The sequence below is a fragment of the Burkholderia sp. WP9 genome, assembly GCF_900104795.1.
GTDB lineage: Bacteria > Pseudomonadota > Gammaproteobacteria > Burkholderiales > Burkholderiaceae > Paraburkholderia.
Window position 1 is genome coordinate 1,683,030 of sequence record NZ_FNTG01000002.1, and the last position, 24,548, is coordinate 1,707,577.

The 24,548-nt window shown below is 61.6% G+C and carries 14 protein-coding genes; 9 read left to right on the top strand and 5 right to left on the bottom strand.

All coding sequences use genetic code 11. From position 1 onward, the window contains the following. Positions 1-89: 89 nt before the first annotated feature. The 5 genes from BLW71_RS28720 to acnA all read left to right on the top strand — a co-directional run bounded on the left by BLW71_RS28720 (position 90) and on the right by acnA (position 7,299). On the top strand, positions 90-1,106 hold the full coding sequence (locus BLW71_RS28720; protein ID WP_091804901.1) for an HpcH/HpaI aldolase/citrate lyase family protein: 1,017 nt from the start codon (positions 90-92) through the stop codon (positions 1,104-1,106). A 160-nt stretch (positions 1,107-1,266) separates the two neighbouring features. Beyond that, entirely contained in the window at positions 1,267-2,454 is a 1,188-nt protein-coding gene (prpC, locus tag BLW71_RS28725; protein ID WP_091804904.1) for a bifunctional 2-methylcitrate synthase/citrate synthase, read from the top strand. Between the two features lie 103 nt (positions 2,455-2,557). Beyond that, positions 2,558-3,064 (top strand): hypothetical protein, encoded by a 507-nt coding sequence (locus tag BLW71_RS28730; RefSeq protein ID WP_091804907.1) that lies wholly within the window; start codon positions 2,558-2,560, stop codon positions 3,062-3,064. Between the two features lie 25 nt (positions 3,065-3,089). Then, positions 3,090-4,541, top strand: coding sequence for a bifunctional 2-methylcitrate dehydratase/aconitate hydratase (locus BLW71_RS28735; RefSeq protein ID WP_091804910.1), 1,452 nt, complete (start codon positions 3,090-3,092; stop codon positions 4,539-4,541). Between the two features lie 40 nt (positions 4,542-4,581). Further along, on the top strand, positions 4,582-7,299 hold the full coding sequence (acnA, locus tag BLW71_RS28740) for an aconitate hydratase AcnA (protein WP_091804913.1): 2,718 nt from the start codon (positions 4,582-4,584) through the stop codon (positions 7,297-7,299). A gap of 105 nt (positions 7,300-7,404) precedes the next feature. Here the strand turns inward: acnA and BLW71_RS28745 are convergent, their stop codons facing one another. The 5 genes from BLW71_RS28745 to BLW71_RS28765 form a co-directional block, all read right to left on the bottom strand. Then, positions 7,405-8,466, bottom strand: a complete 1,062-nt coding sequence (locus BLW71_RS28745; RefSeq protein ID WP_091804916.1) for a hypothetical protein — start codon at positions 8,464-8,466, stop codon at positions 7,405-7,407. Continuing rightward, positions 8,463-9,479, bottom strand: a complete 1,017-nt coding sequence (locus tag BLW71_RS28750) for an Hpt domain-containing protein (protein WP_091804919.1) — start codon at positions 9,477-9,479, stop codon at positions 8,463-8,465. The genes BLW71_RS28745 and BLW71_RS28750 overlap by 4 nt, the downstream gene beginning before the upstream one ends. Positions 9,480-9,491: 12 nt before the next feature. Continuing rightward, entirely contained in the window at positions 9,492-10,100 is a 609-nt protein-coding gene (locus BLW71_RS28755) for a response regulator transcription factor (RefSeq protein ID WP_091804922.1), read from the bottom strand. Positions 10,101-10,344: 244 nt separating this feature from the next. Further along, the gene (locus tag BLW71_RS28760) at positions 10,345-11,472 is read right to left on the bottom strand and encodes an OmpA family protein (protein WP_091804925.1); all 1,128 of its coding nucleotides are present in this window, start codon (positions 11,470-11,472) and stop codon (positions 10,345-10,347) included. A gap of 96 nt (positions 11,473-11,568) precedes the next feature. Continuing rightward, the gene (locus BLW71_RS28765) at positions 11,569-20,595 is read right to left on the bottom strand and encodes a YadA-like family protein (protein WP_286162144.1); all 9,027 of its coding nucleotides are present in this window, start codon (positions 20,593-20,595) and stop codon (positions 11,569-11,571) included. Positions 20,596-21,110: 515 nt separating this feature from the next. Between BLW71_RS28765 and BLW71_RS28770 the strand changes: the two genes are divergently transcribed. Genes BLW71_RS28770 through BLW71_RS28785 form a run of 4 tightly spaced genes read left to right on the top strand, consistent with a single transcriptional unit; the run spans position 21,111 to position 24,547 of the window. Continuing rightward, positions 21,111-21,392 carry a Flp family type IVb pilin gene (locus BLW71_RS28770; RefSeq protein ID WP_091809009.1) on the top strand — a complete coding sequence of 94 codons (282 nt, stop codon included), beginning with the start codon at positions 21,111-21,113 and terminating at the stop codon, positions 21,390-21,392. Positions 21,393-21,417: 25 nt separating this feature from the next. After that, on the top strand, positions 21,418-22,950 hold the full coding sequence (locus BLW71_RS28775) for a pilus assembly protein TadG-related protein (RefSeq protein WP_091809012.1): 1,533 nt from the start codon (positions 21,418-21,420) through the stop codon (positions 22,948-22,950). Continuing rightward, positions 22,947-23,831: a hypothetical protein gene (locus tag BLW71_RS28780; RefSeq protein ID WP_091804930.1), complete on the top strand. Its 885-nt coding sequence runs from the start codon at positions 22,947-22,949 to the stop codon at positions 23,829-23,831. The genes BLW71_RS28775 and BLW71_RS28780 overlap by 4 nt, the downstream gene beginning before the upstream one ends. Then, a complete protein-coding gene (locus BLW71_RS28785) occupies positions 23,828-24,547 on the top strand; it encodes a hypothetical protein (RefSeq protein ID WP_091804933.1) in 720 nt (239 codons plus the stop codon). The genes BLW71_RS28780 and BLW71_RS28785 overlap by 4 nt, the downstream gene beginning before the upstream one ends. Position 24,548: the final 1 nt, after the last annotated feature.

Consider the following 24,548-nt stretch of genomic DNA (forward strand, 5'->3'; position numbering starts at 1 on the left):
GTAGTTGCCGCGACGGTCTGGCAGAGCGCGCCCGAATCAGATTTCTCCAAACAGTTTTTCCAAACCCTACCCACACCCTGACGCCGAAGATGCGCGCCCTCACACCCGCCGAAGTGCTGTTTGACGGCGAAGTGCCGCCCGCTGTGCTGCCTGCCTGCGATCACTACGCCGGCAGCGAAAAGCTGATGCTGAAATCGCTCGCGTTGCAGCAACAGATCGGCCCGGTGTTCGATATCACGCTCGATTGCGAAGACGGCGCGCAGGTCGGCCGCGAAGCACAGCACGCGGAACTGGTCGCCTCCCTGCTCGGCAGCGAGCATGACCGCTTTGGCCGCGTCGGCGTGCGAATTCACGACTTCGACCACGCGCACTGGCGCGACGACGTCCGCCTCATTCTGCGTGCCGCGAAGCGAGCGCCTGCTTACATCACCCTGCCGAAAATCCGCAACGTCCCCGATGCCGCCGAAATGGTCGCGTTCATCGAGGCCACGCGCCGCGAACTCGGCATCGCGCAACCGGTGCCGGTGCAATTGCTGGTCGAGACGCACGGCGCGCTGACGCGCGTGTTCGATCTGGCCGCACTGCCCGGCGTGGAGGCGCTGAGCTTCGGGCTAATGGACTTCGTCTCCGCGCACGACGGCGCGATTCCCGACACGGCCATGCGCTCGCCCGGCCAGTTCGATCATCCGCTGGTGCGACGTGCGAAGCTGGAAATCTCGGCGGCTTGCCATGCCTACGGCAAAGTGCCATCGCACAACGTCAGCACGGAAGTGCGCGACATGAGCGTGGTGGCAAACGACGCCGCGCGTGCCCGCAACGAGTTCGGCTACACGCGCATGTGGAGCATCCACCCGGCGCAAATCGAGTCGATCGTCGCCGCGTTCGCGCCGCGCGACGAAGAGATCGCCACGGCCACCGAAATCCTGCTGGCCGCGCAGTCCGCCCAATGGGGCCCGACGCGCCATCACGACACGCTGCATGATCGGGCGAGCTATCGCTATTACTGGTCGGTGCTGCGTCGCGCGCAAGCCACCGGTCGCACCGTCCCGCAAGACGCCGCGCCGCTCTTCGCGAAAGTGGGCACTAACGTGCACGCCGCATCATGAGCATGCGCGTCCATGCGGCGATCGGCACGGCGGCGCTGAATGGTGTACCTGTACACCGTCTTGCAATCGAAACACTGAATCATCTGGCGCTGCGGGCGAGCGACGTCGAACGCGTAGGTCAACCAGAAGCAATGAGCAGGCACAAAGGAGATTGCGGGAGATGAGCGAGACAACGCAGACCGCCGGTGCACAAGGCGGCAACGAACCCCAAAGCGGCTTCAAACCGAAGAAATCCGTCGCCCTGTCCGGCGTGACGGCGGGCAATACCGCCCTCTGCACGGTCGGCAAGACCGGCAACGACCTGCACTACCGCGGCTACGACATTCTCGATATTGCGGGCGCCTGCGAATTCGAAGAGATCGCGTACCTGCTGGTCCACGAAAAGCTGCCGACCCAGGCCGAACTCACCGCCTACAAAACCAGGCTGAAGGCGCTGCGCGGCCTGCCCGCGAACGTCAAGGCCGCGCTCGAATGGATCCCGGCCGCTGCGCACCCGATGGACGTGATGCGCACCGGCGTGTCGGTGCTGGGCACCGTGTTGCCGGAGAAAGACGACCACAACCTGCCGGGCGCGCGCGACATTGCCGACAAGCTGATGGCTTCGCTCGGTTCGATGCTGCTCTACTGGTATCACTATTCGCACAACGGCAAGCGCATCGAAGTGGAAACCGACGACGACTCGATCGGCGGCCACTTCCTGCATCTGCTGCACGGCGTGGAGCCGTCGAAGGCGTGGGTCGACGCAATGCACGTGTCGCTGAACCTGTACGCCGAGCATGAATTCAACGCATCGACCTTCACGGGCCGCGTGATCGCGGGCACGGGATCGGACATCTATTCGGCGATCACCGGCGCGATCGGCGCGCTGCGCGGGCCGAAGCACGGCGGCGCCAATGAAGTCGCGTTCGAGATCCAGTCGCGCTACCAGACGCCGGACGAAGCCGAAGCGGACATCCGCCGCCGCGTCGAGAACAAGGAAGTGGTGATCGGTTTCGGCCACCCGGTGTACACGATTTCGGACCCGCGCAACAAGGTCATCAAGGAAGTCGCGAAGAAGCTCTCGAAGGAAGCCGGCAACACCAAGCTGTTCAGCATCGCCGAGCGGCTCGAGTCGGTGATGTGGGAGGCGAAGAAGATGTTCCCGAATCTGGACTGGTTCAGCGCGGTCTCGTATCACATGATGGGCGTGCCGACGGCGATGTTCACGCCGCTCTTCGTGATCGCGCGCACGGCCGGCTGGAGCGCGCACATCATCGAGCAGCGCATCGACAACAAGATCATTCGTCCGAGCGCAAATTACACCGGACCCGAGAATTTGAAGTACCTGCCGCTAAATAGGAGAAAATAGCGGTCGCTGTGCGCTTTCAAAGCGCGTGCAGTTTAACCACGCGGTCGCCAGGACCGGTAGCCCGCGGAATGTTTAACTGAAACTAGATAGAAAGGTTTTCTCCATGAAAAAGCTGATGATCGCCGCCGTGATTGGCGCCCTGTCCACGACGATGCTGGCCGTCGCGACTGACGCCGTCGCGCAACCGGCGACCACCACGAAGCCGGCAGCCAACGCTGTCCCGAAAAAACCGCAGCCGAAGCGCCTGATCAAGCGCAAACCGAACCCGGCCAAGGAAGCAAAGGTCGATCCGGTGCCGGAAGGCGCGGAAAAGTGGTCGTGCAACGAAGGCCTCGCGTTCGAACTGAAGGGCGACATGAAGCGTGACCAGATCGTCACGGTTCACTGGGCTAACAAAAATTACAATCTGCCGCGCGAAGCAACCACCACGGGCGCAGACCGTTTCCACGACGCCGCAACGGGCATGGATCTCGTCGTGATCCCGACGAAGGCCATGTTGTTCTCGGACAAGGACAGCTCGCGCCTGGCCGACGAGTGCAAGACAGCAGCCATGGTTGAAGGCGCTCCGGCTCCGACGCAATCGAACGCGATCAACAAGAGCAGCAACTAAGTATCGTCATCAGGAAAACGTCCCGATGTCCGCTCCGATTTCCAACGTGCGACCCGACCCGGACCAAGTCCTGGTCGATATCGTCGATTACGTGCTGGAGTATCAGATCGACAGCACGCTCGCGCTGGAAACCGCGCGTCACTGCCTGATCGATACGCTCGGTTGTGGACTCGAGGCGCTCACCTACCCAGCCTGCACCAAGCTGATGGGACCGATCGTGCCGGGCACGATCGTCCCCAACGGCGCGAAGGTGCCCGGCACGTCGTTCCAGCTGGATCCCGTGCAGGCCGCCTTCAATATCGGCGCCATGATCCGCTGGCTCGACTTCAACGACACATGGCTCGCCGCCGAATGGGGCCACCCGTCGGACAACCTCGGCGGCATTCTCGCGACAGCCGACTGGCTCTCGCGCAGCGCCATCGCAGCCGGCAAAGAGCCGCTGGCGATGAAAGACGTGTTGGTCGCCATGATCAAGGCGCACGAAATTCAAGGCTGTATCGCGCTCGAGAACTCCTTCAACAAGGTTGGGCTCGACCATGTGCTGCTGGTGAAACTGGCGTCGACCGCGGTGGTCGGCCAGTTGCTCGGTCTCACGCGCGACGAGCTGATCAATGCGGTCTCGCAGGCGTTTGTCGATGGGCATGCGCTGCGCACGTACCGCCACGCGCCGAACACCGGTTCGCGCAAGTCGTGGGCCGCGGGCGATGCGACATCGCGCGCGGTGCGTCTCGCGCTGATCGCGAAGACCGGTGAAATGGGCTATCCGTCGGTGCTGACGGCGAAGACGTGGGGCTTTTACGACGTTCTGTTCAAAGGCAACGCATTCAGGTTCCAGCGTCCGTACGGTTCGTATGTGATGGAAAATGTGCTCTTCAAGATTTCTTTTCCGGCAGAATTCCACGCACAAACGGCGGCGGAAGCCGCGATGAAGTTGCACGCGCAACTCAACGCAGCCGGAAAGCATGTGGACGACATTCGCAAGATCACGATCCGCACGCATGAAGCCGCGATTCGCATCATCGATAAGAAAGGCCCGCTGAACAATCCGGCCGACCGCGATCATTGCATTCAGTACATGATCGCCGTGCCGCTGATCCACGGCCGCCTGACGGCCGCGGACTATGAAGATTCGACCGCACAGGACGCGCGCATCGACGTGCTGCGCGCGAAGATGGAATGTGTCGAAGACCCGCAGTTCACGAAGGATTACCACGATCCGGAGAAGCGCTCGATCGCCAATGCACTGACGATCGAATTCAACGACGGTTCGACATTCGACGAAGTCGTAGTCGAATACCCGATCGGTCATAAACGTCGTCGCGAAGACGGGATTCCGTTGCTGGTCGAGAAGTTCAAGACCAACCTCGCGCGCCGCTTTCCGGTCAAGCAACAACTGGCGATTCTCGACGCGTCGCTGGATCAGGCAAGGCTCGAAGCCATGCCGGTCAATGAATACGTCGATTTGTACGTCATCTAGTCAGGTACAGTAGTTCCGCGATCAAACCAAGGAAAACACCATGGCCCACAACCTCCACAAAACGCTCAAGGAATTCGACAGCGGTTCCGGCAAAGGCAAGTTCTACTCCCTGCCGCAACTCGGCAAGGCACTGAACATCAAGATCGACCGCCTGCCGGTTTCGATCCGTATCGTGCTGGAATCGGTGCTGCGTAACTACGACGGCAAGAAAATCGCCGAAGAACACATTGAGCAACTCGCGAACTGGAAGCCGACCGCAGCGCGTGTCGATGAAATTCCGTTCGTGGTGTCGCGTGTCGTGCTGCAAGACTTTACTGGCGTGCCGCTGCTCGCCGACATCGCCGCGATGCGCGGTGTCGCGAAACAGATGGGCAAGGATCCGAAGTCGATCGAACCGCTGGTCCCGGTCGATCTGGTCGTCGATCACTCGGTGCAGATCGATCACTTCCGCGAAAAGAATGCGCTCGACCTGAACATGAAACTGGAATTCCAGCGCAACAACGAGCGCTACCAGTTCATGAAGTGGGGCATGCAGGCATTCGACACGTTCAAGGTCGTGCCGCCGGGCGTCGGTATCGTTCACCAGGTGAACCTGGAATACCTCGCACGCGGCGTGCACAAGAAGGCTGAAGGCGCGGACACGGTGTACTACCCGGATTCGCTGGTCGGCACCGACAGCCACACCACCATGATCAACGGTATTGGCGTGGTGGGCTGGGGCGTGGGCGGCATCGAGGCGGAAGCCGGCATGCTCGGCCAGCCGGTGTACTTCCTGACGCCGGACGTGGTCGGCGTCGAACTGAAGGGCAAGCTGCGCGAAGGCCTGACGGCGACCGACCTGGTCCTGACCGTCACCGAACTGCTGCGTAAAGAAAAGGTCGTCGGCAAGTTCGTCGAATTTTTCGGCGAAGGCACGAAGTCGCTGTCGCTGCCGGATCGTGCAACGATCGGCAACATGGCGCCGGAATACGGCGCAACGATGGGCTTCTTCCCGGTCGACGAAAAGACCATCGACTATTTCAAGGGCACGGGCCGCACCGACGCGGAAATCTCCGCCTTCGAAAACTACTTCAAGGCGCAAGGTCTGTTCGGTATTCCGAAGGCCGGCCAGATCGACTACACCAAGGTCGTCACGCTGGATCTCGGCACGGTCACGCCGTCGCTGGCAGGTCCGAAGCGTCCGCAAGACCGTATCGAAATCGGTCATGTGAAGTCGACCTTCAGCGACCTGTTCTCGAAGCCGGTGGCGGAAAACGGCTTTGCGAAGAAGGCGGAAGACCTCGACGCGCAATACACCACGAGCAACGGCGTCGACGTGAAGAACGGCGACATCCTGATCGCGGCCATCACGTCGTGCACGAACACCTCGAACCCGAGCGTACTGCTCGCCGCCGGCCTGCTGGCGAAGAAGGCTGTCGAAGCCGGCCTGACGGTCGCTCCGCACATCAAGACGTCGCTGGCGCCGGGATCGCGTATCGTCACGGAATACCTGACGAAGACCGACTTGATGAAGTATCTCGACAAGCTCGGTTTCACGCTGGCCGCTTACGGTTGCACGACCTGTATCGGTAACGCGGGCGATCTGACGCCGGAACTGAACGAAGCGATCACGAAGAACGACATCGTCGCGGCAGCGGTTCTGTCGGGCAACCGTAACTTCGAAGCGCGTATTCACCCGAACATCCGCGCCAACTTCCTGGCCTCGCCGCCGCTGGTCGTCGCTTACGCGATCGCCGGCAATATCACGCGCGACCTGATGACCGAACCGGTCGGCAAGGGCAAGGGCGGCAAGGACATCTACCTGGGCGACATCTGGCCGACCAGCGAAGAAGTCAACGCACTGCTCAAGTTCGCGCTGGACGCCGACGCGTTCCGCAAGAACTACGCGTCGCTGACCAAGAAGGGCGACCTGTGGAGCAAGATCGAAGGCGAAGAAGGTCAAGTCTACGACTGGCCGAAGTCGACCTACATCGCTGAGCCGCCGTTCTTCGGCAAGGACTTCTCGATGACGCCGGCCGACAGCATTGCTGCTGTGACAAACGCGCGTGCACTGGGCATCTTCGGTGACTCGGTCACGACCGACCACATCAGCCCGGCTGGCTCGATCAAGGAAGACTCGCCGGCAGGCAAGTGGCTGAAGGAAAACGGCGTGCAGAAGGCCGACTTCAACAGCTACGGCTCGCGCCGCGGCAACCACGACGTGATGATGCGCGGCACGTTCGCGAACGTGCGGATCAAGAACCTGATGATCCCGGCGAAGGCAGACGGCTCGCGCGTGGAAGGCGGCCTGACGATTCACCAGCCGAGCGGCGAACAACTGTCGATCTATGACGCGGCAATGAAGTACATCGACGCCGGCACGCCGACTGTCGTGTTCGCGGGCGAAGAGTACGGCACGGGCTCGTCGCGTGACTGGGCTGCAAAGGGTACGCAACTGCTGGGTGTGAAGGCTGTGGTCGCACGCAGCTTCGAGCGGATCCACCGTTCGAACCTGGTCGGCATGGGCGTTCTGCCGCTGCAGTTCAAGGGCTCGGATAGCGTGCAGTCGCTCGGTATCACCGGCGAAGAAACGTACGACATCGAAGGCCTCGGCGCTGACTTCAAGCCGCAACAGGAAGTGACGCTGGTGATTCGCGGCAAGGACGGCAAGGAGAAGCGCGTGCAGGTACTGCTGCGTATCGACACGCCGATCGAAGTCGACTACTACAAGCACGGCGGGATTCTGCCGTTCGTGCTGCGTTCGCTGCTGGCTGCTTAAGGCTGGCAATAGCGTAAACAGCTTGGCTGTTTTGCAGGGGCTGCGTCCTGTGGAGGACGTGGCCGACTTTGAAGCCCGACCATTGGTCGGGCTTTTTTTTCGCCGCTACTTCGGGATGCGACCTGTCTGGAACGCGTCCGGGTTGTCGGTGATCCTGCGCTGGGTCATGTGGACGCTCCAGTCGGTATCACCCGGCGTCGGCGCGCCGGTGCGCGTTGTGATTGTCGCGCGACGCATCTGCGCCGCCCAATCGAGCAGCGCCGTGCGCTCGGCCGTTTCGTTTGCGGACGAGGAGTGTGCAGTCCACTCGGATGACTTCGACGCGGAGGGCCGCGTGGCCGGGTTGGCTGTGCGGCTCAATGCGAGGCGCCCGTCGACTTGGGCTTTGCTGAAGCGCACGATCGGAAGCGGTTGATCCGCCTTCGCGGGACGGCTTGGCGCCGTTCGATGCGTTGGCTCTCGCAGCTCGGCATGTGACGCGATCTGTTCGATACGTTGCGGCTTCGCAGTCGGGACATGGCCAAACGCCGTGCGCGGGGACGTATTAGTGGGCGTAGGCACTCCGGACGCTGCGGCCTTTGGTGTCGCATTTGTCTGCGCGGGCGCTCCGGACACAGCAGCCTTTGGTGTCGCCATTGAACTAGCCGCCAAGGCTTCGTCTTGCGCAATCGTTCCGGCGAATTCAGCTGGCGAACGAAGCGCCACCGGCCGTGTTACCGCCGTGGCCGCCAGTTTGCCGGCGTCGTGCGTCGTACAGGTGGTCAGCAGCCAGGCTAGCGCAATGCTGCAGCCCGCGAAGATCGCCGCTCCAAGCAGATGATCCGACCGCGTCGAACGCGGGCGCACGCGCCCCATCTCCAGGTAATACCTCGCTTCGGCCAGCTGCTCGTCGAAGCGGCGCGAGTGGTCGCGCCGTTGAGGCAGTTTATAGAACAACAGAAACTTCACGCCCGGTGGAAACGGCCCGCGACGTGCCGCCGACGCCCCGCGTTGTACCGCATTCTCGATTACCTGTTGAGCGCCGGTGCGTGCTCCGGGTTGCGGTTCGCGTTGCGCCGCGGTCTGCGCCGGCCGCCGCCGCGATCCGAAGGGCGGCGGCAATGCATCGAACGGCCGCGCGACCGGAAGCGCCAGATCGCCTTCGATCAAAGCCAGCGGTCGGCTCATCGTGAGGTGCTCCGGTACGCGCAGGCCGTTGCTTCGAGTTGCGTGACAAGGATTCTCGCGCGCGCCATTAGCGCGTCGGCTAAGGTGGCTCTGTGCTCACGAGGCGATACGCTCGCGCGCCGCAACGCGTCCATCAAATCTCGCGCGCCGACGAGCCCCACTGCGCCACTCAAACGGTGCAGCACACCTTGGAGATGCTCAAAGTGACCTTCACGAAGCAACCCGCTGAGCCGCCCGAGGTCGTCGTTCATTGCCTCACGCCAGTTGGCGATAAACGCTTGAAGATCGACGCCCTCTTCAGACAAGGCATCCAGATAACGGCTGTCGAAGGGCTCAAAGGAGCCGCTCGTTGAGCGATCCCGTGGCTGCGCGGCTCTGGAGAAAGGAGGCGTCTCGACGTTACCGCAAGTCGTTTGCGCGGACCGCACCGATTGTTCGACGCAAAACGGCGCGTTGAAGATTGCTCGAGGGCCTTCCTCAAGACCGCTCGAGACGCGGAGTTCGCCGCGCATGCGTTGCGCCAATATTCTGCAAAGCGACAAACATGCTTCAGCGTCGCCAAGCCATCTGGCCATCTGTGGGTCTTCAATAGTTGGAGCGTAAAGTGGCTGCGGGACAGCGGGCGCGTGTTTGACGGGCGCATCGACCACGCTGATAAAAATTCGTTGCGAGTTCGAACTCAACGGCTGTGCCCGCACGACGAGCGAAATCTCTCCCTGCACGGTGAGTTGAATCGTTCGATTGAGCAAATGGAAAACGAGCTGCCCCAGGCGGGCACCGTCGGCAAGAATCGTTTCAGCTACCGATTGATCGACACACACGCGCAAACGCAAGTCGCGACGACGTGCGAATGGAGTGAGCAGAGCGATAACACCATCTATCACTTCGCGCAGATCCGTCATGCTCTCGTCGAGAACGAAAGCGCGGGATTCCAATGGCGAGGCGTCCAGCAGATCGTTAAGCGTTTGACGCCACGTACACGCGGAAGAACGGGACAGGCTCACAATGGTCATAGCCTACACAACCTAATCGACCAAACGATGCGAAGTCGCAAACTCGATTAGTCCTGCCAATGACGAAAGACCGAGTTTTTCCTGGATGCGGCTCTTGTAGGTGCTGACAGTTTTGTCGCTCAAGGATAGGCGGACGGCAATGTCCCGATTGCTCACACCGCGCGCCAGATATTGCAATACCTCCACCTCTCGCGCTGACAAAGCGCTCAGTCCGCTCACGGCCTCAGCTTCGGCGCTGTCAGCCGGGAAGCAGTCGTAGCCAAACAAGACCGTTTTTAGCGCAGTGAGCAGTTCACTGATTTCCCGGCCTTTTCCGACATAACCATTTGCGCCGGCGCTGCGCGCATAACCGGCCATAATATGTTCAGGTTTGGCAGAAAGAACAAGAATACATATTTTTGTATTTTTATCTCGAATTCGGCGAATCAAGGAAAGCCCGTCGAGCCTCGGCAAGTCGAGATCGATAATAACCAGATCCGGACTTTCCGCGAAAACCATGGCCAGACCTTCCTCCCCGTCGCCGCATGCGCCGACCAGTTCCAGTTCCGGGTCAGCATGCAACACGCTGGCTATTGTCCCCCGAATGATCGGATGATCGTCAATAATCACGATTCTCTTCATTAGCCGCTCCATTTTCTGATATTAATTAATGGGCGAAACCGAATCGACATAGCCCAACAAGAATCAAATTAAATATTAGCAATATTGCGGAAACATTTCTTCGAGGCGACACAGCGATATTTCCGCAATATTCAGGGGATTTTTCTTTCACGGAACATTGAAATTCCTTACGTGCAGACCGCCATTGCCAACACTCGCGAAAGCAGGAATGGCCCGGCCGTGACAGCCGGGCCATTCTTCACCCTCAATGCTCCTGCTGGTCTTGCAGATCGGGTTGGTTTTGCGTCCGCTGGTACTGCGGCAGGGCCGACGTCCGCGCGCTCGCCGCACTTGCGTGCACGAAGTCCAGTTCGACGCGACGGTTCGGTCCCAGACAGGCGATCAGAGCCTCGTGGTTGCGTTCGTTACACTGCACCACCGGGTCTTCCTTACCGCGACCGCGTGCCGAGATCGGTGTGGTGACACCGCCGCTCTGCAAGTAACGCTTCACAGTCTCAGCACGTTTGGCTGACAGCTGACGGTTGTAGCTGTCGGTGCCGAGTCGGTCCGTATAGCCATCAATGCGGATGCTCGTCACGTCGTCAGTCTGCTTGAGATTGCGGATCAGTTCGTCGAGCTTGGCCTTACCGGCCGGCAGCATGCCGGCGAGGTCGCCCCGATCGAATCTGAAAGTCGCGTCGGCTTGCAGCGTCATCTTCTGCGGAATCGCCGCGATTGGTGCGGCGGCCGGCGGCGGCGTGCAGGCCTCGAGCGCGGCACCGACGCCGGGCATGCTCTTTTCCACGCCATCGACCAGGCGCTTGCTCTCGTCGAAGTCACGCGTCCACGCCTCGTGGCCGGCGTGAATCAACTCGACTTCAGAGCATGCTGTCAGGCGCTGCGCTTCCTGGCATTGCGGGAACAGCGGCGACGTCTTGACCGCAAGGATCTGCTTCCACAAATCCGGCCGGAGTACCGAAGCGGTCCGCAAGTCGGGATTGTCCGCTGAGAGACCCTGGCCACTTTCCAGTGCGGTGGTCAGGCGATTGGCCTGGGTCAACGCTTCTTCGACAAAACCCCAACCGTCGTGACTGGAGCGTTCATCGGCGGCCGCGTTCAGCCAACATTGCGCCTTGTCGCCAAAATAGTTGTTCTTGCGCTCACCCAGTGCATTCAGACGGGTCTGCACGGCGCTCAACATCGCACCGTTCTTGATGCCGCCATACGTCGCGATCCACTGCGGCGTCACGGCGCCGGCTGCCTGGCTCTGCGTCGCGCTGAACCCGTTCTGCAGAACGGTAGGGTCCTGAATCTGCAGCCGGTCACGCGTCGCGGACGACGAACATCCTGCGAGCATCGCGGCAAGCGCGATGGCAATTAACGAATACTTCATGTCTGTTTCTCATGGAAAGAGGGTCGCACGGAAACTTCCCGTGCGACCCAGACGGCTAACGTTTCGAGCCTCTAATCAAAGCCTCGCGGCCGTTGTTTAGTTGCCGAGGACGATACCGATACCAGCGCGAACGATGGTGCTATTGCCGCCCGAGGTGGACACGCCAAGGTTGTAGTTGATCGTGCCCTTCTCATTCCAGCGGGACACGCCCAGACCGACGGACTGGTAGCCGCGATAGTTGGCGACACCCGCGTTCAGCGTGGTACGGCCCGGCAGATACGGCGTAACGATGTTCAGCGCCGATGCCGAAGCGATACCCTTGGCTGCGTTACGGTCAACGTTGTTGATCGAGTTGCTCATGTTGCCCATGGCACTGTTCAACTGATTCAGGTTGACCGCGTCGGTGCCTTGCGTACCGGCTGCGACGTTGGTGATCTGACGCTCCGCACCGGCGGAACCCACCGACACCGAGTTGTCGCGATCCGTCGTCGAGTTGGCACCCAGTGCGACCGCGTTGGCGTTCGGAGCCGAAGCGCCCGTACCCATCGCGACCGAGTTGTTGCCCGTCGTCACCGTGTTCTTGCCGATTGCAATCGATTCGCTACCGGTTGCCGAAGCACCGTTACCGATCGCGATCGAGTCCGAGCCCGAGGCGACTGCTGCCGTACCGCCCGAAGCTGGCGTGTTGATGTTGACGAAGGTCGAGCTGCCCGCGCCGCCGTTCGCCAGGTTGTTCACCTGACTTTCGAGGGTCGAGAACTGCGAGTAGTTGACCGCGTCCGTTGCGGCTGAACCCGCCGCTACGTTCGTCAGCGTCACCGGTGTCGTGGAACCTGCGCCGCCGAGCGTTACCTTGCCCCTCGATGCGTCGTCGTACGAAACGCCGTTCGTGGTGCCGCCTCCGCCGCCGTTCTCCGCGACATACGATTGCATCTGGCCGAAGTTGACCGCGTCGGTCAGATCCGTGCCCGCTGCTACGTTCTTCAACTGGGTCGGCGCACCGCCAGCGTTGAAGGTCACTGTTCCCTTGGCCAGGTTGTCGTAGGCGACGAACGAGTTGGTCACGTTGCCCGACGTGTCGACGTTCAAACCAGCGGCCTTCAACTGCGCAAGGTTCACTGCCTGATCGTCGCTCGTCGCGGCGGCGAGGTTTGCAATTGTCACGGGAGTGGTCGAGTTGACCCCGCCAAGCGTCAACTTGTTATGCGCCGACGTGTCGTACACGACGCCGTCCGTCGATCCCGTAGCGATCTTGGCGTTCAACGCGTCCATTGTCGAAGCGACACTGTTGTACGTCTTGCCATCCAGCGCAAAGGCGGCCGTAACGTTGCCGTTCGATCCCACAGACGATGTACCGCCCAACGCGGACGCTACGCTGCTTGCCGTACCATACAATTGCGAGCCGTTGATCGCGTCCTTGCTGCCCGACGTGACTTGACCCACCGCAATGTTGGTCAACGCGACCGGAACGGATGCGCCAACGCCACCCAACGTGACCTTACTCTTGGTCGAATCGTCGTACGCTACGAAGCTGTTCGTCACCACGCCGCTGCTGTTGATGTTCGCGCCCATGGCCTGCAACTGCTGCAGGTTCACCGCGTCCGTGCCGTTCGTACCGTTCGCCACGTTGATGATCTGGCGTTCCGCACCCACCGCACCCACCGACACCGCATTCGCACGGCTGGCCACCGAGTTCGCACCCAGCGCCACCGAGTTGGCTGCTGTCGCGTTCGCTGCGCCGCCAATCGCCACCGAGTTCGCACCCGTTGCCGTCGAATCGGCCAGCGTCGAATTGGCGTGGAAATACTTGATGCCGCCGCCGTTCACGATGTTGTTGACCGTGTTGGTCACGTTACCCGTGATGTTTGCGACGTTAGCCGCCAGGTTCGCGACGTTTGCGTTGGTCTGATACAACTGGCCACCGTTGACCGCGTCCGTGCTGTTGGCCGTCAAGCCGCCCGCCTTCACGTTCGTGATCGTCGTGCCACCCGTGCCCTTCAGCGTGATCGAGCCCTTGGTCGTGTCGTCGTACGCCACGAAGCTGTTCGTCACCACGCCGCTGCTGTTGATGGTGCCGCCCATGGCCTGCAACTGCGCCACGTTGACCGCGTCGTTGTTCGCCACACCGTTGGCCACGTTCGACACCTTCACCGGCGTGCCTGCGTTGCCCAGCGTCACCGACGTATGCGCCGATGTGTCGTAGACCACCGCGTTAGGCGAGCCGCCGCCCGCAACCGCGTTGATCGCAGCATTCATCTGACCCAGGTTCACCGCGTCGGTATTCGCCGTACCGGCGGCGACGTTGATGATCTGGTTTTGCTGAGTGCTGCTACCCACCGAGACAGCGTTCGCGCGGTCAGCCACTGCGTTGTAGCCGATCGCGACAGCATTCGCTGCGCTCACCGACGAGCCCAAACCTAGCGCCATGCTGTTCGTGGCGGATTGGCTAATGAACGTACGGTAGCCAATCGCAACTGAGCCCGCGCTCGTGGCGCTCGCTTCCGTGCCGATCGCCAGCGAGTTGAGCGCCTGGGCTCGCGAGTTGTAACCGATGGCCAGCGAATTGGCCGAATTAGCACCGACCGACGCGCTATAACCGATTGCCGTCGAATTCACCGACGCTACCGCCGCTCCCGTACCGACCGACGTGGAAGCATCGCTGCCGGCAATGGAGCCAGCGCCTACAGCCAGCGCGCCGATACCGGTTGCCGCCGCGCCCGGACCGATCGCCATCGCGTTCAGGTCGTTCGAGGCGGACGTGGTCAGACCCGGGGTGATGGTTTGGCTAACGGCAATGTAGTTCGTCACCGGCACCGCGCCCAGCAGTAGCGACTTCGCACCGCTTTGCTGCGTGGACTGCAGAAGCTTGGACTGGAGTGCGTCCAGCTGGGCCACCGTAGCCGCATCGGTGTCGTTGATACCGTTTGCTACGTGCGTGATCCGCATTTCCGCGCCGCGCGCACCGACCGACACCGTGTTCGCCGCATCCGTAGAAGCGTTCACGCCGATGGCTGTCGAATTGTCGTACTTCGAAGTCGCGCCTGAACCGATCGCCAGCGAGTTGGTGCCGGTCGCCATTGCGTTGCCGCCGATTGCAATGGATTCGCTACCGCTTGCCTGTGCTGCGCCGCTCTGCGAAATGATCTTCACGTACTTCAGGTTAGTCGAGAAGTTCGTGTTGATATTGCCGAGCTGGGTATCGACGGCAGCCAGTGCATCGCCAACGTTGTTGTACGTCGAGCCGGTGATCTCATAGGCCGGCGCCGTGATCGTGCCGTCCTTGGCGATCGCCGCGCCACCGCCGAGCGCGCCAGCCACGCTGTTGGCCGTCTGGTACAGCTGCGAGCCGTTGATGGCGTCGCTGCTCGTTGAAGTAACCGCACCGGCGGCGAGGTTCGTCAGCGTTACCGGCGTTGTCGAGCCGGCGCCACCTAACGTCACCTTGCCCTTGGTCGTATCGTCGTACGCGACGAAGCTGTTCGTCACCACGCCGCTGCTGTTGACGTTCGCGCCCATGGCCTGCAACTGCTGCAGGTTGACCGCGTCGGTGCTGTTCGTCGCGTTCGCCACGTTGATGATCTGGCGCTCCGAACCGACCGCACCCACTGACACCGCGTTCGCGCGGCCAGCCACCGAATTCGCGCCCAGCGCCACCGAGTTGGTCGCAGACGCGTTCGCTGCACCGCCGATCGCCACCGAGTTCGTGCCGCTTGCTGACGAATCGGCCAGCGTCGATTTCGCGTTGAAATACTTGATGCCGCCACCGCTGGTGATGTTGTTCACCACGTTGGTCAAGTTCGTCAAGTTGCCCGCCACGTTCGTCACGTTCGCGTTCGTTGCGTACAGCTGGCTGCCGTTCACCGCGTCGAGGCTCACGGACGTCAACGCCCCCGCCTTCACGTTCGTGATCGTCGTGCCACCCGTGCCCTTCAGCGAGATCTTGCCGAGCGTCGTATCGTCATAGGCGACGAATGAGTTCGTCACGTTGCCGCTGGTGTCGACAGTCACGCCCATCTGCTTGAGCTGACCGAGGTTCACCGCGTCCGCGCTCACCACGCCGGCGGCGACGTTCGTCAGCGTCACCGCCTTCGTCGAGCCCGAGCCGCCAAGGGTGACCTTGCCCTTGCTCGTGTCGTCGTAGGCAACGAAGCTGTTCGTCACCACGCCGCTGCTGTTGACGTTCGCACCCATAGCCTGCAACTGCTGCAGGTTGACCGCGTCGGTGCTGTTCGTCGCATTCGCCACGTTGATGATCTGGCGTTCCGAACCGACCGCACCGACCGACACCGCGTTCGCGCGGCTAGCCACCGAGTTCGCGCCCAGCGCCACCGAGTTGGTCGCCGATGCGCTCGCTGCACCGCCGATCGCCACCGAGTTCGTGCCGGTTGCCGACGAATCGGCCAGCGTCGAGTTGGCGTGGAAATACTTGATGCCGCCACCGTTCGTGATGTTGTTCACCACGTTGGTCACGTTGGCCAGATTTCCTGCAACGTTCGTCACGTTGCCCGCAACGTTCGCCACATTCGCATTCGTCGAGTACAGCTGGCTGCCGTTCACCGCGTCGAGGCTCGTGGACGTCAATGCCCCCGCCTTCACGTTCGTGATCGTCGTGCCACCCGTGCCCTTCAGCGAGATCTTGCCGAGCGTCGTATCGTCGTAGGCGACAAATGCGTTCGTTACGTTACCGCTGCTGTCGATCGTGCCGCCCATGGCCGTGAGTTGCGCCATATTGACTGCGTCGCTATTCGCCACGCCGTTTGCCACGTTCGTCAGCGTCACCGCCTTCGTCGAGCCCGAGCCGCCAAGGGTGACCTTACCCTTGCTCGTGTCGTCGTAGGCAACGAAGCTGTTCGTCACCACGCCGCTGCTGTTGACGTTCGCACCCATGGCCTGCAACTGCTGCAGGTTGACCGCGTCGGTGCTGTTCGTCGCGTTCGCCACGTTGATGATCTGGCGTTCCGAACCGACCGCACCGACCGACACCGCGTTCGCGCGGCTAGCCACCGAGTTCGCGCCCAGCGCCACCGAGTTGGTCGCCGACGCGCTCGCTGCACCGCCGATTGCCACCGAGTTCGTGCCGGTTGCCGACGAATCGGCCAGCGTCGAGTTGGCGTGGAAATACTTGATGCCGCCACCGTTCGTGATGTTGTTCACCACGTTGGTCACGTTGGCCAGGTTTCCTGCAACGTTCGTCACATTGCCCGCGACGTTCGCCACATTCGCATTCGTCGAGTACAGCTGGCTGCCGTTCACCGCGTCGAGGCTCGTGGACGTCAATGCCCCCGCCTTCACGTTCGTGATCGTCGTGCCACTCGAACCCTTCAGCGAGATCTTGCCGAGCGTCGTGTCGTCATAGGCGACGAAGCTGTTCGTCACCACACCGCTGGTGCCGATAGCCGCACCCATGGCCGTGAGCTGCGCCACGTTGACTGCGTCGCTATTCGCCACGCCGTTTGCCACGTTGGTCAGCGTTACCGCGTTTGTGGCGCTTGTACCACCCAGCGTCACCTTGGTTCGCGCCGTCGTGTCGTATTGCACGCCGTTGGCCGTGCCGGTCAATACTGCCGCGTTGATGGCCGACCCGACGTCGGTGTAGGTCTGACCGCCAATCGTGAAGTTCGGCTTCTTGATCGTACCGTCCGAGTTCACAGCCGCGCCGCCGCCAATGATGGAGGTCACGCCCGACAACTGGTTGACGTTGACCGCGTCGGTGCCGCTCGTACCAGCCGCCACGTAGGTAATCTGGCTCTGCTTGCTCGAACTGCCCACCGACACGGCGTTAGCCCGATCCGCGACCGAGTTGTAGCCGATCGCGACGCCATTCACGGCGCTCACTGACGCATTCAGCCCCAATGCCAAACCGTTCGTGGCGGACTGGTTCACGAAGGCTGCGTACCCAAGCGCGACCGAACCGGCACTCGTGGCGCTGGCGAAGGAGCCAAGAGCCATGGTGTTGTTTGAATTCGCACGCGAGTTATAGCCGATCGCCAGCGAGTTGACCGAGTTGGCACCGACTATCGCGCTGTAACCGATTGCAGTCGAGGCCACCGACGCCACGCCAGCGCCCGTGCCGATTGCCGTGGAAGCATCGCTGCCGGCGGCGGAGCCCGAGCCTACAGCCAGCGCGCCAACACCGGTTGCAGCCGCGACCGGACCAATTGCCATTGCGTTCAGGTCGCTCGAAGCGGACGTGCTTCCGCCGCCGGTCACGTTCGAGCTCACTGCGATGTAGCTCGTCACCGGCACTGCGGCGCCCAGCAGCAAGGATTTCACACCGCTGCTTTGCTGCGTACTCTGCAGTTTTGACTGAAGCGCATTAAGCTGGGCCACCGTGGCTGCGTCGGTGTCGTTAAGACCGTTTGCCACGTGCGTGATGCGCATTTCCGCACCGCGGGCGCCAACGGACACAGTGTTGTCCGCGTCCGTGGTGGCGTTCACGCCGATCGCCGTCGAATTGTTGTACTTTGCAGTCGAGCCTGCGCCGATCGCCAGCGAGTTGGAGCCGGTCGCCATTGCATTGCCGCCAATCGCAACGGATTCGCTGCCGCTTGCCGATGCCGCACCCGCCGATGAGACCACCTTGACGTACTTCGCCGCGCCGACCAGATCGCCGGCGGCCGTATTGAGCGCGTTCAGCGCGTCGCCAACATTGCCGTATGTCGCGCCGCTGATCGTGTAGCCCGGCGCCGAGACCGTGCCGTCCTTGTTGACCGTCGAGCCGGCGCCGAGTGCGGCGGCCACGCTGTTGGACACGTTGTACAACTGAGCGCCGTTCACTGCGTCGGTGCTGCCCGATGCGATCCGGCCGGCCGCCACGTTCGTCAGCGCTACCGGAGCCGAAGCACCCACGCCGCCCAGCGTAAGGCTGGTATGCGAGGACGAATCATAGACCACCGCGTCAGGCGAACCGCCGCCGCTAATCGAGGCGTTGGTAATTGCCGTGTTCATCTGCGCCAGGTTCACCGCGTCGGTATCTTGCGTACCCGCCGCGACGTTGATGATCTGGCGTTCAGCGCCGGTCGCGCCTACCGATACCGCGTTCGCACGGCCCGCCACCGAGTTGGCGCCCAGTGCGACCGAGTTGGCTGCCGACGCATTCGCTGCACCACCGATCGCCACGGCATTCGCGCCCGTTGCCGACGAATCGGCCAGCGACGAATTCGTGTGGAAATATTTGATGCCGCCACCGTTCTGGATATTGTTGACGGTGTTGGTCACGTACGTGACGTCGCCCGCGACGTTTGCGACATTGCCGGCGACATTCGCCACGTTCGCGTTTGTCTGGTACAGCTGGCTGCCGTTTACCGCGTCCAGGCTCGATGCCGTCAGTACACCTGCCTTCAGGTTCGTGATCGTCGATCCGCTCGCGCCCTTCAGCGTGACCGAGCCCTTGGTCGAGTCGTCATAGGCAACGAAGCTGTCTGTCACCGTGCTGCTGCTGATGCTTGCTGCCACGGCCTGCAACTGCTGCAGGTTGACCGCGTCAGTGGCACTCGTACCGTTCGCCACATTGATGATCTGGCGCTCCGAACCGGTCGCGCCCACGGACACCGAGTTCGCGCGGTCGGACAACGAGTTGGCACCCAGCGCCACCGAGTTGGCTGCCGTCGCGACCGCCGCACCGCCGATCGCCACCGCATTCGTACCGACTGCCGACGAATCGGCCAGCGACGAATTCGTGTGGAAGTACTTGGCGCCGCGGTTGTACAGATTCACCACAATGTCACCGACATTGCTTGCCAGCGCGCTAACGTTCTGGTTCGTCGCGTACAACTGTGCGCCGTTCACCGCGTCCGTGCTCAAGGCCGACGAAATATCGCCCGGCGCCACGTTCGTGAGCTTGACCGTCGTCGTGTGGTCGGTGCCGCCGAGCGTGACCTTGTCACGCGCCGATGTGTCGTAGGTCACCACGAGCGGCGAGCCCGCAATGCCGTTGTTCACGATGTTGTTGACGACGTTCGTCACGTTGGCAAGATTGCCCGCCACGTTCGCAACGTTATTGACGACGTTCGTTACGTTCTGGTTCGTCTGGTACAGCTGCGAGCCATTCACCGCATCCGTACTCCAGATGGACGAGATGTCGCCAGCCGTCAGGTTCGTGATCTTGGTGCCGCCCGCTCCCTTGAGCGTGATCTGCGTAGATGCCGAAGTGTCGTACGTCACGGCGTTGGGAGTGACCTCACCGCCCCCACCACCGCTGACGCTTGCGATCGCGGCGTTCAGCTGGTCGACGTTGACAGCGTCCGTGCCCGCGGCGCCCGCGGTCACGTTGACGATCTGTCTCGTGTACTGCGATTTTCCATCCGCCGACAGATAGCCCACCGACACAGCGTCACTGCGGCTGGCGACCGAACCGGCGCCGAGCGCAACAGAATTCGTGCCGATCGCGGAGGTGTTTGCACCGTATGCGCTGGAATTTTTGCCAATCGCCAGCGACGACGGTCCGGAAGCGACGGAACTCGTGCCAATGGCTCGCGCGTCCGTAGACGGATCGCTCGACGGGGAGTTAGCCTGGAAGTACCGCGTGCGCTGATAGACCTGAGCGCCGTTCACCGCGTCCGTGCTCGTCGACGATATGTCGCCGGGCGCCAACGCGGTGATCTTGTTGCCGCTCATGTTGACATCGTTGATCATGTAGATGCCAGTCTCGGCCGCGAGCTCCAGGTGGCCATCCTGATAGCCCGTTACGCGGGCAGTGATTTGACCACTGTTGAAACCCCATGCACCGTCGGTGGAGGCCGCGTTGTTCAACGAGAACGACATGCCGTCACCGGACGCATTCCCGCCACCATAAGGAGCACAACTCATGAAACCGACGGCGCTCGACAGCGGTCCCCACGAAGACCCCAAGCCTCCTACGCCTGCGGGGCACAACTCCAGACCGCCGTTTCCGGTGACCGCCTGGGCGGCTGCCGTGCCCGGCAGCATGGCCACGCCGATTGCCATGGCAAGCGGCATAAACGCTGTTTTCAGCGGAGCTCCCTGACGGCTCGCCACGTCACTCGCGGACGAGATCGTGCAGGAAGACGCAGAGCCCGAACCGCTGTGCACCTTGGCAGTCTCGGGCGCAGCCACCCACGTTCCTGAAGCGTCGTTCCAGACGCTGATATAAGACTTATTCATAAATTTCCCAGTATGACTAACGGGCCAGCCCCGCTCTTTCATGCGGTGCAAATCTAACCGTCAGCCCTATCCCTAAAAATCAGAGCACGCGAAATGCGCGTAGGAATTTTCTGAATTGGCGCAAGATAAGTCATAGCTCGCCTAATTACCGCAGCCAGCTTGAATCTGCAGTGCTTTCACTACCTATAAGCCAAGCCGTCTTCTTGCATTTCTGTGGCGTCGCCGCGACAAAACAAGGGGCTATACAGCACCGCATTTGCCTGCCAGCCCGCCTGATTCATGAATTGAAAGCCTCTTCCGGATATGCAGCTCGGCATGCGGAATTACGCCGCCAAGCCTCAGAAACTTCGCAACCCTAAGAAGTCCACAGATTCTTATACTCCGCCCCGACACCATTGTCCGTGCGTTTTGAACAGTGAATTTATATTTTCTATTTCTGTTCAAGACACGAAGAATTGCAAAACCGTGTCCAGGCATTACTCAATCATCTGTTTCACCTTTTCAATAACGAGATTATGAAAATTTCTCCAATCTGTCGCAAAAATAAGCAACTCGGTCAAGGCATGACCGAGTACATCATCATCGTCGCTCTGATCGCCGTGTCGGCAATCGGCGTGTATTCGCTGTTCGGCCAAACGCTGCGTAACCAGACCTCCGGCCTCGCGATTGAAATGTCCGGCAAGGACGCCAAGAGCAACATCTCGACGGCGCAGACCAACGCCGACACGGCGACCACCAACGCCAATCACACGAAGAACATGGGTACGTATAACGACAGCAACAACACGGGCAACTAATCTTTTCAGATTAGCCATATCCATGATGAAACGCTCTGCCCGCAAGGGCAGGGCCAGGGTCGCCGGCGCTAGCGGGCAGGCGCTGGTCCCTGCGCTGATTTTTCTTCTGGCCGGCTGTATCGGCCTCTATGTGGCATTCAACTCGTTCCAGATGACGAGCGCCAGGATCAAACTTCAGAACACTGCCGACGCCGCCGCCTATAGCGCCGCCGTATTGCAGGCGCGCGACTACAACTTCTCCGCATACACCAACCGGGCAATGATCGCCAATCAGGTCACGGCCGCCCAGGTGGTCGCACTGAAGTCGTGGATCGACGAACTCGACGCCACTTACTCGCAGTCGGAACTCGACAATGTGGTCAATTCGCTAGCGGATCATCCGGCTCAATGGAGCACGCCCAAACAACTCGGCAAGGCCGACATCGCGCCGGTGCGCGCAGCGCTGGACGCACTGCTGCCCACCGTGGCCAGGAATATCGGCTCGCTCAATCGAGCCTTGAGCGTTGCGCAGGCCAACTACCACGCGGCGGTCGTGACCACGGTCCCCGACACCGCGGACGCGGTCGCGCAACTCAATCAACCCGACACGCACGTCACGAGCGGATATTTCACGGGTTCGCGCAACGCGGCGCAACTCGCGGCGTGGACCTCCTACACGGCCACGGTCACTCCCGCGGGGACGATCGGACCCGATGAATTCGCCGACGTGGTGACGGCTCCGGCCACCCTCGACGGCTTCGTTAAGAACCGCAACTCCAATCGCAGCGTCGCGCCCAATTTCCAGCAACTGAACGACACGGCCATTCGCATATGCGGCAGCGCGAATAGCACGATTACCGTGAACGTCACGCATGCCGGGGGCACCCAATTACGCAGCGACAAATCCGGCTGGCAATCCATCGACGCGAGTACTGCGCAACTGAGCGTGAGCTGTTTCGGGGCCTTTGGCGACGTAGCCGGCTCAGGCGGCAGCGCCAACGGTAACATCACCAGTTTCATGACCAACCCGCCCTTTGCCGCGTGGCAAGACTGGCAAGGCTATGGCGGCTATTTCAACTTCGGTTATCAGGGCAGTCTGTCGCCGGGATGGCAAGTGCCCGAAGCGATGGCGGAGCAATTCCGCGCCGGCCCCGGCCCCTCGCTCGACCCGGCCAACGGCGGCCTGCTACCGTATCAGGAAATGACTGGCGCAACCCTTGCCAGTGAGGCCCCACGCATCACCATCGAAGTCACGCGCAACAGCAACACGCTGGTGAAGACCATAGGTCTGCAAGGCGGTGGGCGAATGGAGCTTGCCGACAACGCGGCAGCGGGTGCCATGCGCGCGCTGTCCAGCGCCAACGCCTATTTTGTGCGACCCGATGAGACCTCCTTCGGCGGCTCGCTCATGGGCGGCCTGCTGAACAGCAGTCAATGGGCGCGCGCCGATCATGCCACCGAATATCCAAGCCTCTTCAGTCCTTACTGGCAAGCGCGGCTTGCACCGGTCAGCGCCAGTGAACGCGCAGCCGCCCAGGCGAGCCAGATCTCCGCAGCAACGCAGGCCCAGAAACCATGAAGCGAATCGACATGAGAAGCACGGCGCAGTCGGGCCAGGCGATGGTGGAGTTCCTCATTTCCATGACCATGGTCATGAGCGTGCTGTTGCTCGGCATCGCCATGCTCGGCAAATTCAACGACATCCGCAACCGAACACTCATGGGCTCGCGTTACCTCGCATGGGAACGCACCGTGTGGTCGGACGGCGACGCCTCGAAGAATCTCGCCAGCGATCCGAGCACCACGGAAGGCTGGTCGAGCACCTATGGCGGCTCGGCCCTGGCGGCGAACAAATTGGACACCGAACTCAAGGGCGAGCTGATGCAGCGCCTGATGGCACACGACAGCTCGCCAATTTCCAGCGCCGATCTCAAGCAAAACCAACTACCCGCTTCACTGCCTGCCATGTGGAACGACTATGGTGGCAATCCGCTGCTCGCCTCGTCGTCCGATATCGCGGTCAGTACCGGCGTGGCCGCCGATCCCGCGAGTAGTCTGAACGGCACCGCGCTCTCCCAGTGGTCCGTCTCGACCGCAGCCGGCGGCCAGTATCTCGCCCACCTGAGCTTGCCAACGAGCACGATGCGATCCGGCACGCTCAGCGTTTCGGTCGGCCGGAACAGCGACGTGCTCAAGCGGTTCTGGCCGAAAGACGACCCGCTGCCGGCATTCAGCGGCCTTACGTTCTCTGACACCAATGTGCTGATCACCAACAGCTGGACACCGGACGGCTCCGCCAGCAACAAGGCTCTGTTCAGTCAGGCCGTGCCGGCCGCCAAGGTCGCACTGGTGCCATCGAACGGCTACCAGAGTTTGCGGAAGTACGCGCCGGAGATTTCATCGCTCCAGTTCGGTGTCGTCCAGCAAGACGTCGTACCTGCAAGCCGGCTGAAACAATGAATCGACATGTCTATCACCTCGCGCGAGGCGTGTGCATCGGCAGCGCGTTGCTGTTCGTCGGCAACGCGGTGGCGGGCAATGCGTGCAACAAGACACCCGTGCAGCCGCAAAGCGTCCAGGCGATCGGGCGCGACATGATCGTGAACGGTGTGCCCACGTCGGTAGTCGGCATGCAATTCGCGGGAACAACCGAAGACGTATCCAGGGCCTTTCGCGAATTCTGGATTCGCGAAGACGTGCCTGCGAAGGGCCGGGGGAATGCCTCCGGACTGCTGCTCAGCGCGCTGGACGATCAGTGCCTGTACATACTCAGTATCCCGCCTCAAAACGAGGGCGATCACACCCGTGGACTCATGAGCGTGGTCCGCCTCGGCAGCGACCAGGCCAACCATCGGATTCCCGACTCCGCGATTCCGCTGCCCGAACAAAGCGCGATCCTCTCGGACGTCGAAAGCCATGATCCTGGCCAGACGGGACGCACCTGGCTCCTCGATATGCCGGGAGATCCGCAATGGAATGCACAACGATATCGCAACACGCTCGCCGCGCGAGGTTGGGTGAACGTTGCCCGCCAACCGGATTATCAGTCCACCGGCACCCGCGCCGCGCAAGGAACCGCATTCGCCATGCAGCACGGCGCTGACAGTGTGGATGTCAGTTTTTCGGATCGCGGCGGCAGAACGGCCGCCGTCGTCAATGCAATCAGGAATCGTTGAA